Consider the following 12,502-nt stretch of genomic DNA (forward strand, 5'->3'; position numbering starts at 1 on the left):
AAGGGCGATCGCACTTCACTTAGGTTGTGTTAAATCTTATTTGATGACACCGCTAATTCTTTCTCTTCTTCCCAAGACAGTGATATTTGAAGTTGTCCTGATACTGTAAATGTTTGAGCTGCCAACAAAGCCGTCTCTAAATTTACACACATCCTGGCAGAATAATTACCTTCTTGTCCGCCGACAACTAGCTTTTCTATTGCATCTGGTTTTGAGGGATCTACTAAATTATGGAAGCTAACGTTATCAAAAGTTATGTTAACAACATATTTGCCGGATTCGCCGCCACCAATGCTCATATAACACTCGTCATCTGCACCCAAGGTAACTAAAGTTTTACTTTTCCCATCTAAATCGCGAATGGCTTGTTCTATTTGACTCCAAGTAGGACTTTCTATTAAATCACCTTCCTCCTGGTTGCCAACCCAATTTTCTGCTGATAGGTTTAATACAAACATTATTGCCTCCTTCTATTTGGCGGTTGAACGGTTATTGTCTTACTTCCACTGGGAGTAATAATTTTCAATTACTCTATATTTTTCCTCGGATGCAAGTTCTAATTCAATTGCTGAAAACCTTTGAGCTTCCAGAATACAGCCGAGTACAACAAACAACCGATAAATAACCCAGAAATAGAGCCAATAACTGCTCTCACAAAGATGCCAGAAAAACTTCCATCCTCAGCTAAGTGCAAATTGACAGCAATTAATGCGAAGATACAAGATGTCATAAAAATGCAGCTCTTTGCTAATAGTTTCCAGCGAACGGGCAGCATTTCTTTACTTTGTTGGCGAGGCTGAGTTTTGAGCAGCCACACCAATAACCAAATTGACAAACCACAAAGTCCCAATATGCCGCTACCATATTGAAGTAATTTGTAAACTGACAGAGAGAAGATCTTAGATTGCAGCAGTGGAAATCTGACGACAAACCACCCTGTTGAATGAGTAAAATCATCCCAAATAATATGACTGATTCCGCCGCTCGCGATCGATAGTATAATTATTAAAAATTGCGATAATGGGAAGAGCGAGTATCGCCTTATTGGTGGCAGTCGATCGGCTATTTGCGAGGGAGCAAGTGCCAGTAGCGGATACTTGAAAACCCAGTGAAACACTAGCAAAAGAACTAGCGAACAGGGCAAACCTTCGATGAATACTCCTGGCAAACTGTGACCGATCGCTCTGACTGGTTTCAGGGTGATAAAATATTGCAAATCGGGTATCATTGTCCCAATCGCGAGAGCTAACAGATCCAATTTTCGTTTAGATAGCAACCAAATTGGTGCTGCTGCGATCGGATGTGCGAGTGTAAAAGGCATTCTGCTAAACTTAACGGTGAAAAAAATTCGGTAACTGAGGTGGGCAAATACCCACCCCACAAACTTATCCCATAATCCCACCAAAAAAGTCGATCGTCTCTTTCAACGCTTTCACAAACACATCAATCTCCTCACGAGTATTGTAAAAATACAAACTCGCCCGCGCCGTAGATGAAACGTTCAAATAGCGGTGCAAAGCTTGCGTGCAGTGATGCCCGGAACGAATCGCGACTCCCTCCTGATCTAACATGGTAGACAAGTCTTGAGAGTGAATTTCTCCGGCTGTAAATGCCGCCAAAGCTGCCCTACCTTCGCCGTTGCTGTCTGGTTGTGGCCCGTAAATTTTGATCTCTGGAATTTGCCGCAATTGTTGGAACATATAAGCAGTCAATTCTGCTTCGGCAGCGTGAATCTTATCCATGCCAATGTTACTAAGATAATCGATTGCTGCACCAAGGGCGATCGCCTCACCGATTGCAGGCGTGCCGGCCTCAAATTTGTGCGGCAAATCGGCATAGGTGGAATAATCGAGAAACACGTCAGCAATCATCTCGCCGCCGCCGAAAAACGGAGGCATTTCTCTCAGCAAGTCCAGTTTACCGTACAGAAAACCGATGCCAGTCGGAGCGCACATTTTGTGACCGGAAGCAACCAGCCAATCGCAATCTATTGCTTGCACATCTACTATCATGTGCGGCACGCTTTGGCAAGCATCTATTAAAACTCTTGCGCCGAAACTGTGGGCAATTTTGCAGATTTCTTTGACTGGACTGATGCAGCCCAAAGTATTAGAAACGTGAACGGTTGACACCAATTTAGTTTTATGGGAAATCAGGGTTTTAAACTGTTCCAAATCAAACTCGTTAGTTTCCGTTAACTCGACAAACTTCAGCACCGCACCGGTTCTTTGAGCCATCATTTGCCACGGAACGAGATTGCTGTGGTGTTCCATCACCGACAGGATAATTTCATCTCCGGCTTGCAGATTGCTCAAGCCCCAAGAATAAGCAACCAAATTAATCGCTTCGGTAGCGTTGCGAGTGTAAACAATTTCTTGCCGCGACGCCGCATTTACAAACGCCGCAACTTTGTCTCTCGCACCTTCGTAAGCATCAGTCGCTTTGGCGCTGAGAGTGTGAGCGCCGCGGTGCACGTTTGCATTGTATTGTCCGTAGTAATCGCGCCAAGCGTTGAGCACCGCTAGCGGTTTTTGAGAAGTAGCTGCATTGTCTAAATAAACTAGCCGTTTGCCATTTACTTTTTCATTCAAAATTGGGAAGTCGCCGCGAACTTTTGATGCAAGTGTTTTTTCTTGAATAAGTGTCATATTTTTTGAAGTTAGTGATTTGTCGTTGGGTGGGGGCGGGTTTACGAGATTGTTGGTTTTAGGCAATTATTATTCGTGAAACCCGCCCCTACAGGCTGTTAAAAATGGTGCAAGATGTGGTAGGGACACAGCACTGCTGTGTCCTCTGTGTCCTCATCTTTATGAGTTATCCTTGGATAGCCACGCAGGTAGAAAGCTTTTTCGCCACGCCAATAATTGGCAACTGATTGAGAATTTCGGCTGCAAAAGCATCGATTAGCAAATAGCGGCTTCTTTCTAAATCCAAACCGCGACTTTGCAAGTAGAAAAGTTCATCGTCTTCTAATTGACTGACTGTTGCACCGTGGGAACATTTAACGTTGTCGGCGACAATTTCCAACTGCGGTTTGGTATCTACGCGAGCTCTCGGCGACAGCAACAAATTCCGGCTCAGTTGTCCGGCATCTGTCAATTGTGCGGCTTTGCGAACGAAAACTTTGCCGTTAAATACAGCGCGAGCTTTGTTGCCGACAATGCACTTGTGCAATTGGCGACTTGTACCGTGAGGGTGATTAAAATCGATTAAACTGTGAGTGTCCGCCAACTGTTCCCCAAAGGCTACGCTTAAGCCGTTTAAAGTTGTTTCCGTGGCTTCGCCCCGCTGAAAAACTTCTAAATTGTGCCGCGATATTTTGCCTCCCAAGCTGATAGCATGGCAAGTGTAATGGCTATTACGAGATTGCTCGATCGCACTTTTGCCGATATGAACAACCTCCCCACCTTCCCGCTGAAGCCGAACGTGATTCACAGTGGCGTTTTCGCCGACAATAACATCCGTTACAGCATTAGTAAATGCAGGGACATTACCGATAGTTGCGTAATCCTCAACCAGCGTGACATTGCTTCCAGGCTCAGCTATGACTAAGCAGTGCGGCTGGCACATCGTGCCAGATGCACCAGGCGCTGTCAGGAACAGCAAGTGAATTGGAAGGTCGATCGACATATTGGCCGGCACGAACACCACCGCAGAATCCGCCAAACCCGCAGTATTCAGGGCTGTAAACACTTCAGTTTGCTGTTTGTGCTTGCTCAAAACATCGGTGATGCGCGATCGATATTTTTCCGGTACGTTAGATAGATTACCTGCATAAAGGTCGATCGGCAAATTCGGAACAACCCCCGAATCCACCGTTGACAAATCCGGCGCATAAAAACCGTTGACAAATACCAATCTCAACGGTAAATCATCCCGATTTTTCACAGGCATAATAATATCAGTCAGCTTAACAGTTGACTGATTGCTCTGCGGTACATGAAAAGGAACTTGCAAAACCGGCGACAAATCAGTAAAGCGCCATTCCTCATCCCTCACCGTCGGAAAACTTGCAGCAAGCACGTACTCAGTCGCCGCATCCCGCAAATCCTGCAACCCGTAAGCCGAAGTTTTGCTATTAACAGCCTCCAACTTAGCGCACTGATTTACCAAATCAGCCAAAAACATTTCCCTAGTAGCAACTTGCGTATTTATCATCGCGCGCCCACTCCTGCTGTTTCCTCTTCCAAAACCCAGTCATAACCGCGCTCTTCCAATTCCAGCGCCAACTCTTTCGGGCCAGTCAAGATAATTCTGCCAGCTTCCATGACGTGAATAAAATCAGGAATAATGTAATTCAGCAACCGCTGATAGTGAGTAATCACCAACATCGAATTTTCAGCATTTGACAACTGATTCACACCGCCGGCGACAATCTTGAGAGCATCGATATCCAAACCCGAATCAGTCTCGTCCAAAATAGCTAACTTCGGTTCCAACAGCGCCATTTGCAAAATTTCATTCCGCTTTTTCTCGCCACCGGAAAAACCCTCATTAACGCTGCGGCATAAAAAAGAATCATTCATCTTGACAATATCCAGCTTTTCCTCGATTAAATCTTGGAAATCAAAAGCATCCAATTCTTCCAAGCCGCGATGTTTGCGGTGAGAATTGTAAGCCACGCGCAAGAAATCCAGATTGCTAACGCCGGGAATTTCTAAAGGATATTGGAAAGCCAAAAATATCCCCGCTAAAGAACGTTCTTCCGGCGCTAATTCCAGCAGATTTTGACCCAGAAAAGTAACTTCTCCGCCCGTTACCGTATAAGCAGGATGGCCGGCTAATATCTTGGATAAAGTGCTTTTACCCGAACCGTTCGGGCCCATAATCGCGTGAATTTCACCCGATTTAATTTCCAGATTCAAACCCTTAAGGATTTGGGTATCTTCCACATTTGCCGTTAAATCGCGGACGGATAGCACCACTTGACTATTTTCTACAATCATCTATTTTTGTCCTTTTCCTCTATGCACTTTACAGTTTTTTTTCTCGTTTTTCTCGTTCCTAGGCTCAGCCTAGGAATGCGTGTCGCGAGGCTCTGCCTCGTTATAAATGGGAGAGAGAAATGTGAGGCAGAGCCTCGCTTATATGCGTTACCAGGCAGAGCCTGGTAACGAGGGTTTCTCGCCCGCCCAAATATTTTCTTCCTTCTTCCTTCTTCCTTCTTCCTGACATCCGTTACATCCGTTACATAATCCGTTGCCGAACTTCCTTCTACCCGACACTTCCTTCCAGTTTCAAACTCAACAACTTATCAGCTTCCGCAGCAAATTCCATCGGTAACTGATTGAAAACATCTTTGCAGAAACCGCTAATCATCATCGAAATAGCATTTTCCGCAGAAATTCCCCGCTGAGCGAAGAAGAACAATTGCTCCTCCCCAATCTTAGAAGTAGAAGCTTCGTGTTCCACTTTAGCAGTATGGTTCTGCACTTGAATATAAGGGAAAGTATTCGCTTGAGCGTTATCCCCTATCAGCATCGAATCGCACTGAGAATAATTGCGAGCGCCCTTAGCATTCGGCCCCATTTTCACCAAGCCGCGATAGCTGTTGGCTGAATTTCCCGCCGAAATTCCCTTGGAAATAATCGTGCTGCGAGTATTTTTACCGACGTGGATCATTTTAGTGCCGGTGTCAGCTTGCTGCTTGTTATTTGTCAGCGCTACCGAGTAGAATTCGCCTACCGAATTGTCGCCGACTAACACGCAACTGGGATATTTCCAAGTAATCGCCGAACCTGTTTCTACTTGCGTCCAAGAAATCTTAGAATTGACTCCCTGACACAAACCGCGCTTAGTCACGAAGTTGTAAATGCCACCTTTGCCGTTGGCGTCGCCAGCGTACCAGTTTTGCACTGTGGAGTATTTGATGTCGGCATTGTCCATTGTTACCAATTCCACTACGGCGGCGTGCAGTTGATTGGTGTCAAACATCGGCGCGGTGCAGCCTTCTAGGTAAGACACTGAGCTGTTTTCTTCTGCGACAATTAGTGTGCGCTCGAACTGGCCGGAATCTCCGTTGTTGATGCGGAAATAGGTTGACAGTTCCATCGGGCATTTTACGCCTTTGGGAATGTACACAAAGGAACCGTCGCTGAATACGGCGGAGTTGAGGGCTGCGAAAAAGTTGTCGCCGACTGGTACGACGCTGCCGAGATATTTTTCTATGAGTTCGGGATAATCTTTGACGGCTTCTGAGATGGAACAGAAAATAACGCCATCTTTGGCTAACTTTTCTCTAAATGTTGTGGCAATTGAAACGCTGTCGAAAACGGCATCGACGGCGACATTTCCGAGCCGTTTTTGTTCGGAGAGGGGAATGCCGAGTTTCTCGAAGGTTTCGAGCAGTGTCGGGTCTACTTCTTCCAAACTGTTGAGCTTTTTGGGCTTTTGTTTGGGGGCGGAATAGTAGATAATTTGTTGGTAGTCGATCGCCGGATAGTTGACGTGGGGCCAGGTGGGCTCGGTCATTGTCAGCCACTTGCGGTATGCTTTGAGGCGGAATTCCAGCATGAATTCCGGTTCGTTTTTCTTGGAGGATATCAAGCGGACTACATCTTCGCTCAAGCCGCGGGGGATGGTGTCTGACTCGATGTCGGTGACGAAACCGTATTTGTAGGGCTGGTTGACTAAGGTTTTGACTGTGGTAGAACTCATTATTTTGCGTGTTCAGTGTTCTAGATAATGCTCTCTGGATGGCAGACGGGGCAATGCCTGTCTGGGCTTGAGCGAGTTCTGCTGGACTGCTCTGGGAAGTTAAACAACAATTTTGTTGCTTTACTATATTTTAAGCTACATTAACAATAGTGATATTGTCAAAGTCAAATTAATAATTTTTTGTGAAGATGATGGAGACTACTCAGCAGACTTCCACGAAACAAGACATCCTGGAATATTTGCTCAAGGGGGGGCAGGGGACGGCTCTTGAGTTGGCGGAGTCTTTGGATATCAGCCCGCAGGCGATTCGCCGTCACTTGAAGGATTTGGAGGCGGAGGGGCTGATTGAGTATCAGTCGGTTCAGGCTGGTATGGGGCGGCCCCAGCATATTTATGAGCTTACCAGTCTGGGGCGCGATCGATTCCCGAATCGTTACGGCGATTTTGCTGTCTCTTTCTTGGATACTTTGGCGGAAACCGTCGGCCGCGAGCAAGTGATTACTATCCTGCGAAAACAGTGGCAGCGCAAGGCTACGGACTACCGGCGGCTAGTGGGTACGGGTTCGCTGCAAGAGCGGGTGGCTAAGTTGGTGGAACTCCGCAGGGCTGAAGGTTATATGGCTGAGTGTTATCCTGTAGAATCTGTAGAGGTGGGGATGTGCGATCGCACTGGTTTGGGCGATCGATTTGTGTTGATGGAACACAACTGCGCGATTTCTAATGTTGCTGAAACTTTTCCGAGTGTCTGCGGTAATGAGTTGGAAATGTTTGCAGCGGTTTTGCCGGATTGTATTGTGGAGCGGACTCACTGGATTATTAATGGGGAACACCGCTGCGGTTATTTGATTGCAAGGAAGAAGGAAGAAGTTCGGCAACGGATTTTGTAACGGATTTAACGGATGTCACGCATGGAAGTTCGACAACGGATGAGTGTAACGGATGTCACGGATGTCAGGGATTACCAATTACCGATTACCAATTACTAATTACCAATTTTTAATATATGGAACCGCTAGCTGATTTTTTAAAGCCGGAAGAGTGTGCGGAAGTTGATATGGCGCTGCTGTCGTCGAAGGAAAAGTTTTCGGCGCGGCTGGCTATTTATGCTTTGAGGGTGTTGAAGCAAATTGCTGGGGAGACTGGTTTGCCGGTGGTCCAGGTAAGCAATCAGCAGGTGATGGATTGGGTTAAGAATGATGAGAGCATTAAAGGGTCGATCGATCTTGATGCTAGTTTTGAAAACTTTTTTACGAATTTGGTGGTTGCGTCTTTGCGGCCTTTGAGGCAAATTGCGGCAGAATCGGGAGGGGCGATCGAACAATTAACAGTTAAGCAGGTCGTGGCGTGGTTTGTAAAAGACGGGAAGATTCGCAGAGAACAGGGAACCGAGGCGGCGTTTTTGGATTTGTGAGTTAAAGGTCGATCGGCCCATCTGGCAAATAATACGTCAAACTCGGCTATTAGGGGCGGTTTCGGGCGAGCTAAAAAAAGTTTTGACTTTGGGGTTGACAGACAAAGGAAAACTTGATAAGGTAATTAAGTCGAGCGAAACAGATGCAACGCATCAAGCTTAGAATTAAGCAGAACGCAGACACAGGATTAAAAGTTTTAAAAGCTTTCCTGGTGCTTATGATGTAATGGAACCACTCCGATCCATCCCGAACTCGGTTGTTAAACGTTGCTATGGCGAAGATACTCGGCGGGTCACTGCCCGGTAAAATAGCTCAGTGCCAGGTTAATAATAAATTAAAGCTCTTTTCCCGCAACAACGGAAAAGGGCTTTAGTTTTTTGGTGAGTTACAGATGTTTATAATATGACAAGTGCGTAAGTCCAGAACAAAATCTGGTGTAGTTTGGAAAACAAGGGTGAAATGCGTGTTATCAGCCGAAAAATCCTGCGAGATTTCTGTGAAAGCCATGCCGATTCCTGCGATGCACTTTATGACTGGTATAGAGTTTCAAGTAAAGCCCAATGGCAGAACCTAATTGATGTTCAGCAGATTTATCCAAAAGCTGAGTCAGTCGGAAATTTTACCGTATTTAATATTAAGGGAAATCGATATCGGCTGATTGTTGATTTGGTTTACGTTTCTCAAAGAATCTACATCAAATATGTTCTGACTCACGCGCTCGTATGATAAGGATGAGTGGAAAAATGATCCGTACTTTTGATGCCAAATCTTATACAGATTTACTTGTTCGGTATCAACCAAAACCGATCGCAAATGAAGCAGAAAACGAGGCCGCGATCGCTCTCGCTTGCGAACTAGAACACCGCCCGATGCGATCGCTGGAGGAAGAGCTATTTCTGGAGCTTTTGATAACGCTGATTGAAAAATTTGAAGCTGAAAATTATCCAATTCCCGCAGGAAATGCTGCTTCAATGTTGCAACATTTAATGGATGCGAGAGATTTGGACAAATCCGATTTGATTCCTGTTTTGGGAACGGAAACAGAGGTTGAGAAAGTTTTTGTTAGTGGAAGGGCGATCGAAATAGATGAAGCCAGGAAATTAGCCGATTTTTTCCACGTGGATATTAGTTTGTTTCTCTAAGGGCGATCGGTAACTCGTATTCCAAATCAAAACTACTCAGATTCGATCGTCTTCAAAAACTCGTCTGCTGTGATTACTACCACACCACGAAATGGGTGCAATACGAGCAAATCCCTGTCACCAGTGATGATATAGTTCGCTTCTCCATTTAATGCCAACTCCAAAACTTTGTCATCTTTTGGATCGCGACACTCTTGCACCTTCTCAATTATCTCTACTAGAACTGCCCTGTCCACCAAGGCTGCTAAAAATTCCTCCCTTTCTTCACTTGTGACATACCGATTAAATTTTTCGCGACCCAATACCTCATTCAATTCTTCTAGCAGTTCAAGAGATAGCAATACCTCTCCGTTTGCTAAAGCATATCGAAGGGCGCGATCGGGTTTACTGTTCTCAAACAGAATCGCACTGACAATTGCATTTGTATCAAAAACGTAGCGCATCTCACTCCTCTAAAAGAATTGAATCCAAAATTTCTGGGGTCAATCCTCGCGCTTGAGCATTCCGACTAATCTCACTCATTAACTCCTCTAGCGGTCTTTTGCGTCGAATTGCATCACTAAGTTTCAGGCTAAGTAATGCCTCTAATTTACGACGCTGTTCTTCAGAAGCAGCCTCAAATATCTTAGCAACTTCAGCATTAACGCGAATTGCGATCGTTTTGGTTTGCATGATGGTTATGTGATGTTTCAATGACTGTTTTCAAATAAGCTAGAATTGCCAGGAAAAGGTGTGGCAAAATCAAATAGAAATCAGGTCTCGAACTCAGCTAAAGTAGGGTGAGCATTGCCCACCCTGCTACTCTAATCCAGATTGAGCCGCAGAACTTTAGCTTTACAGCGATTTTTTGGTAATGGGCTATTTTTTGGTGCTTGTTCTATCTGGCCCACCACCTTATTGCGAGATTGACCAAAGTTTCCAAAACCCTCAATAACTATATCCACAGCTTTCTCGCCAGCTTTCTCTCCAAGTTTGCGAGAAGCTCCTGAGACAAAACCATGTAAAAAAGCATCCAACATAGGAAAGTCCTCCCTTAGAGTTTTATATCTATTGTGAACTAGGGTAACACAGGATTTTAGTAGGATAGTAATGGGTTTAACTCGAAAGTCAGAAACCGGGTTTTTGCCATACCTGATAAAATCCCAATCACACTTCCCCTCACCACTACTCACCCACAGTAAACCCGCCTTGAAACCAAAACAAGCCCACCCATAATATCAAAATCATCGGCACCCAACCTCATCAACAGAATACGCCCAGCAACCACCAAAGAACGCGCAAGAATATTTTTGCATTCATTATGACCATACTCGCTCAATGTCATAGGCATCAAAAACCACATCGCAACTAATCAAAACCAGGGAATGATTAATCGCCTGTGCCACCAGAATGCGATCGAAAGGATCAAGGGTGATGCAGCGGCAAGTTAAGATAGCACTCTGTATCAGAGAATGTGATGGGCAAAACCTCTATTTTTAGTTGTTGTAACACTTCCTCTAACTCAGAGAATGAGTTTTGCAAGCTTAGTTTTCCTAAACCAAGCTTAATGGAAATTTCCCATAAGCTAGCGATACTCAACCTGAGAGTGTTACTTGGATCTTCAAGAAGTTCTGCTGCTTTAGAACTTAATTGTTTACTGTCTTCCAAGTACCCGAGAAAAGTATGGGTATCCAGTAGAATATTCATGTTTACATATAATCCTTTAAATCTTCTAGAGGTTCATCAAAATCATCAGACATCCAGATTTTACCTTTCCAAATGCCAAGTCCGCCTCGCTTGGCAGCTTTTTCCGTTTTAGGAGCCTCCTCAGCATATCGGTTTACCAGAAATTCTATATAGTCAAGGACTGCCTGTTTGACAGATTCAGGCAATTTTTCGAGATTTTTTAAGATGGCGGTTTCTATCATCATTTTTTACTCTCCTTTAAATTCGAGACAAACCAGATCAAAGCATGAGTATCTAATAGTAATCTCTTCATGACCTGTATTCCTTCATATCCTCAAGCGGCTCATCAAAGTCATCAGGTAGCGGTAGAACAAACATTCCTTTCATTGTTCCGGCAACTCGACGCTTCTGTGTCGGCTTTTCTTGAGTTGAGTTTTTAGCCTGCTTTTCGATCAAAAACTCAATATAATGAAGCACTTCTGTCTGAAGAGACTCAGGGAGTTCTGCTAATTTTTCTAAAATGACTGGCTGTATCATGGTTTCTTCTCGCGATCGCCCTATCTATTCCATTAAAGCACCAACACCCAATGTCAGCAACAGAATACCCCATGATCTAGCCCGATCGCCCTCACTCTACCCAAATCCCGATCGCACTAACACCATCATAATTGTGCAACTTGCCTAAAATCGCCCGATCGACTATTCTTCCTAGTAGATATGATCTTGATATAACAACCAACAAAAACATGACAGCAATATTACCGCCTTGGATAGTTTTAGACTCGCTATTGCACAACTGGCTGCTAGAAGATATCGGTAGGGGCGATCGCACGACATCGGCCTTATTCCCCGCAGCCAGCATCCAGGGTACTGCTAAATGGATTGTCAAAGAAGCTGGAGTCATAGCCGGATTGCCAATTGCCGATCGCACATTTAAACTTTTAGACAGCCGCCTCAACTTCATCCCGCAAGTACCCGAAGGGAAACTGTGCGAAAAAGGAGAAGTAATTGCCGAGATTTCTGGCAATTTCGATGCGCTGCTAACCGGAGAAAGAGTAGCATTAAACTTGGCAATGCGTTTGAGCGGCATCGCTACTTTGACTCAGAAATATGTTGACAAAATTGCCGATTTACCCGTGCAATTGGTGGATACGCGCAAGACAACGCCGGGGTTGAGATTGTTGGAAAAATACGCGACTCAAGTCGGCGGTGCTTGCAATCACCGGATGGGATTAGACGACGCGGTAATGATTAAAGACAATCACATTGCCGCGGCTGGAGGAATTGCAGAGGCGATCGCCCAAATCCGCAATTCGATTCCCTATCCGCTGACAATTGAAGTCGAAACGGAAACCCTTGCTGAAGTACAAACGGCATTGCAGCACAAAGCTGATATTATTATGTTGGATAATATGTCTTGTGATTTAATGCGGCAGGCTGTAGAAATAATTCGGGAAAAGAGCGATCGGGTAAAAATTGAAGCTTCCGGCAATGTGACTTTAGAAACTATTAGAAGTGTTGCGGAAACGGGAGTTGATTATATTTCAACTAGCGCTCCGATTACGCGATCGACTTGGCTGGATTTGAGTATGAAAATCAGTTGACAGTTGACAGTTGACAGTTGAC

General features: G+C 44.9%; 17 protein-coding genes and 1 rRNA gene. 6 read left to right on the plus strand and 12 right to left on the minus strand.

Features of this window, described 5'->3' with window-relative positions:
* Positions 1–29: 29 nt before the first annotated feature.
* The 6 genes from QUB63_RS32870 to sufB form a co-directional block, all read right to left on the minus strand.
* A complete protein-coding gene (locus QUB63_RS32870) occupies positions 30–458 on the minus strand; it encodes an Imm1 family immunity protein (RefSeq protein WP_332949582.1) in 429 nt (142 codons plus the stop codon).
* Positions 459–556: 98 nt separating this feature from the next.
* A complete protein-coding gene (locus tag QUB63_RS32875; RefSeq protein ID WP_332949583.1) occupies positions 557–1,321 on the minus strand; it encodes a DUF4184 family protein in 765 nt (254 codons plus the stop codon).
* A 64-nt stretch (positions 1,322–1,385) separates the two neighbouring features.
* Positions 1,386–2,648 carry a SufS family cysteine desulfurase gene (locus QUB63_RS32880; protein ID WP_332949584.1) on the minus strand — a complete coding sequence of 421 codons (1,263 nt, stop codon included), beginning with the start codon at positions 2,646–2,648 and terminating at the stop codon, positions 1,386–1,388.
* A gap of 166 nt (positions 2,649–2,814) precedes the next feature.
* Complete coding sequence (gene sufD / locus QUB63_RS32885) at positions 2,815–4,158, minus strand: Fe-S cluster assembly protein SufD (protein WP_332949585.1); 1,344 nt, start codon at positions 4,156–4,158, stop codon at positions 2,815–2,817.
* On the minus strand, positions 4,155–4,946 hold the full coding sequence (sufC, locus tag QUB63_RS32890) for a Fe-S cluster assembly ATPase SufC (protein ID WP_332949586.1): 792 nt from the start codon (positions 4,944–4,946) through the stop codon (positions 4,155–4,157). Before sufC ends, sufD begins: the two co-directional genes overlap by 4 nt.
* A gap of 268 nt (positions 4,947–5,214) precedes the next feature.
* A complete protein-coding gene (gene sufB, locus QUB63_RS32895; RefSeq protein ID WP_332949587.1) occupies positions 5,215–6,657 on the minus strand; it encodes a Fe-S cluster assembly protein SufB in 1,443 nt (480 codons plus the stop codon).
* A 188-nt stretch (positions 6,658–6,845) separates the two neighbouring features.
* Between sufB and sufR the strand changes: the two genes are divergently transcribed.
* The 5 genes from sufR to QUB63_RS32920 all read left to right on the plus strand — a co-directional run bounded on the left by sufR (position 6,846) and on the right by QUB63_RS32920 (position 9,211).
* Entirely contained in the window at positions 6,846–7,544 is a 699-nt protein-coding gene (gene sufR / locus QUB63_RS32900) for an iron-sulfur cluster biosynthesis transcriptional regulator SufR (protein WP_332949588.1), read from the plus strand.
* Positions 7,545–7,660: 116 nt separating this feature from the next.
* Entirely contained in the window at positions 7,661–8,068 is a 408-nt protein-coding gene (locus QUB63_RS32905) for a hypothetical protein (RefSeq protein ID WP_332949589.1), read from the plus strand.
* 208 nt (positions 8,069–8,276) lie between these two features.
* Positions 8,277–8,393: ribosomal RNA gene (gene rrf / locus QUB63_RS32910) — 5S ribosomal RNA — on the plus strand.
* A 135-nt stretch (positions 8,394–8,528) separates the two neighbouring features.
* Positions 8,529–8,795, plus strand: a complete 267-nt coding sequence (locus QUB63_RS32915; RefSeq protein WP_332949590.1) for a type II toxin-antitoxin system HigB family toxin — start codon at positions 8,529–8,531, stop codon at positions 8,793–8,795.
* Positions 8,796–8,812: 17 nt separating this feature from the next.
* Positions 8,813–9,211, plus strand: coding sequence for a helix-turn-helix domain-containing protein (locus QUB63_RS32920; RefSeq protein WP_332949591.1), 399 nt, complete (start codon positions 8,813–8,815; stop codon positions 9,209–9,211).
* A gap of 32 nt (positions 9,212–9,243) precedes the next feature.
* On the opposite strand, the gene QUB63_RS32925 is transcribed toward QUB63_RS32920, so the two are convergent.
* The 6 genes from QUB63_RS32925 to vapB (QUB63_RS32950) all read right to left on the minus strand — a co-directional run bounded on the left by QUB63_RS32925 (position 9,244) and on the right by vapB (QUB63_RS32950) (position 11,413).
* Positions 9,244–9,654, minus strand: a complete 411-nt coding sequence (locus QUB63_RS32925; RefSeq protein ID WP_332949592.1) for a putative toxin-antitoxin system toxin component, PIN family — start codon at positions 9,652–9,654, stop codon at positions 9,244–9,246.
* A gap of 1 nt (position 9,655) precedes the next feature.
* On the minus strand, positions 9,656–9,904 hold the full coding sequence (locus QUB63_RS32930; RefSeq protein ID WP_332949593.1) for a hypothetical protein: 249 nt from the start codon (positions 9,902–9,904) through the stop codon (positions 9,656–9,658).
* A 110-nt stretch (positions 9,905–10,014) separates the two neighbouring features.
* A complete protein-coding gene (locus QUB63_RS32935; RefSeq protein WP_332949594.1) occupies positions 10,015–10,230 on the minus strand; it encodes a hypothetical protein in 216 nt (71 codons plus the stop codon).
* A gap of 385 nt (positions 10,231–10,615) precedes the next feature.
* A complete protein-coding gene (locus tag QUB63_RS32940; RefSeq protein WP_332949595.1) occupies positions 10,616–10,897 on the minus strand; it encodes a type II toxin-antitoxin system VapC family toxin in 282 nt (93 codons plus the stop codon).
* Positions 10,898–10,899: 2 nt separating this feature from the next.
* Complete coding sequence (gene vapB, locus QUB63_RS32945; protein ID WP_332949596.1) at positions 10,900–11,121, minus strand: type II toxin-antitoxin system VapB family antitoxin; 222 nt, start codon at positions 11,119–11,121, stop codon at positions 10,900–10,902.
* Positions 11,122–11,185: 64 nt separating this feature from the next.
* Positions 11,186–11,413, minus strand: coding sequence for a type II toxin-antitoxin system VapB family antitoxin (gene vapB, locus QUB63_RS32950; protein WP_332949597.1), 228 nt, complete (start codon positions 11,411–11,413; stop codon positions 11,186–11,188).
* A gap of 209 nt (positions 11,414–11,622) precedes the next feature.
* Between vapB (QUB63_RS32950) and nadC the strand changes: the two genes are divergently transcribed.
* On the plus strand, positions 11,623–12,480 hold the full coding sequence (nadC, locus tag QUB63_RS32955; RefSeq protein ID WP_332949598.1) for a carboxylating nicotinate-nucleotide diphosphorylase: 858 nt from the start codon (positions 11,623–11,625) through the stop codon (positions 12,478–12,480).
* Positions 12,481–12,502 lie beyond the last annotated feature (22 nt).

Source organism: Microcoleus sp. ARI1-B5, from assembly GCF_036705795.1.
Lineage (GTDB): Bacteria > Cyanobacteriota > Cyanobacteriia > Cyanobacteriales > Microcoleaceae > Microcoleus.

Excerpts from the sequence above, each read along its gene's own strand:
- QUB63_RS32870 (WP_332949582.1), bottom strand. The coding sequence starts at position 458 with ATGTTTGTATTAAACCTATCAGCAGAAAATTGGGTTGGCAACCAGGAG.
- QUB63_RS32875 (WP_332949583.1), bottom strand. The coding sequence starts at position 1,321 with ATGCCTTTTACACTCGCACATCCGATCGCAGCAGCACCAATTTGGTTG.
- QUB63_RS32880 (WP_332949584.1), bottom strand. The coding sequence starts at position 2,648 with ATGACACTTATTCAAGAAAAAACACTTGCATCAAAAGTTCGCGGCGAC.
- sufD (WP_332949585.1), bottom strand. The coding sequence starts at position 4,158 with ATGATAAATACGCAAGTTGCTACTAGGGAAATGTTTTTGGCTGATTTG.
- sufC (WP_332949586.1), bottom strand. The coding sequence starts at position 4,946 with ATGATTGTAGAAAATAGTCAAGTGGTGCTATCCGTCCGCGATTTAACG.
- sufB (WP_332949587.1), bottom strand. The coding sequence starts at position 6,657 with ATGAGTTCTACCACAGTCAAAACCTTAGTCAACCAGCCCTACAAATAC.
- sufR (WP_332949588.1), top strand. The coding sequence starts at position 6,846 with ATGATGGAGACTACTCAGCAGACTTCCACGAAACAAGACATCCTGGAA.
- QUB63_RS32905 (WP_332949589.1), top strand. The coding sequence starts at position 7,661 with ATGGAACCGCTAGCTGATTTTTTAAAGCCGGAAGAGTGTGCGGAAGTT.
- QUB63_RS32915 (WP_332949590.1), top strand. The coding sequence starts at position 8,529 with ATGCGTGTTATCAGCCGAAAAATCCTGCGAGATTTCTGTGAAAGCCAT.
- QUB63_RS32920 (WP_332949591.1), top strand. The coding sequence starts at position 8,813 with ATGATCCGTACTTTTGATGCCAAATCTTATACAGATTTACTTGTTCGG.
- QUB63_RS32925 (WP_332949592.1), bottom strand. The coding sequence starts at position 9,654 with ATGCGCTACGTTTTTGATACAAATGCAATTGTCAGTGCGATTCTGTTT.
- QUB63_RS32935 (WP_332949594.1), bottom strand. The coding sequence starts at position 10,230 with ATGTTGGATGCTTTTTTACATGGTTTTGTCTCAGGAGCTTCTCGCAAA.
- QUB63_RS32940 (WP_332949595.1), bottom strand. The coding sequence starts at position 10,897 with ATGAATATTCTACTGGATACCCATACTTTTCTCGGGTACTTGGAAGAC.
- vapB (WP_332949596.1), bottom strand. The coding sequence starts at position 11,121 with ATGATGATAGAAACCGCCATCTTAAAAAATCTCGAAAAATTGCCTGAA.
- vapB (WP_332949597.1), bottom strand. The coding sequence starts at position 11,413 with ATGATACAGCCAGTCATTTTAGAAAAATTAGCAGAACTCCCTGAGTCT.
- nadC (WP_332949598.1), top strand. The coding sequence starts at position 11,623 with ATGACAGCAATATTACCGCCTTGGATAGTTTTAGACTCGCTATTGCAC.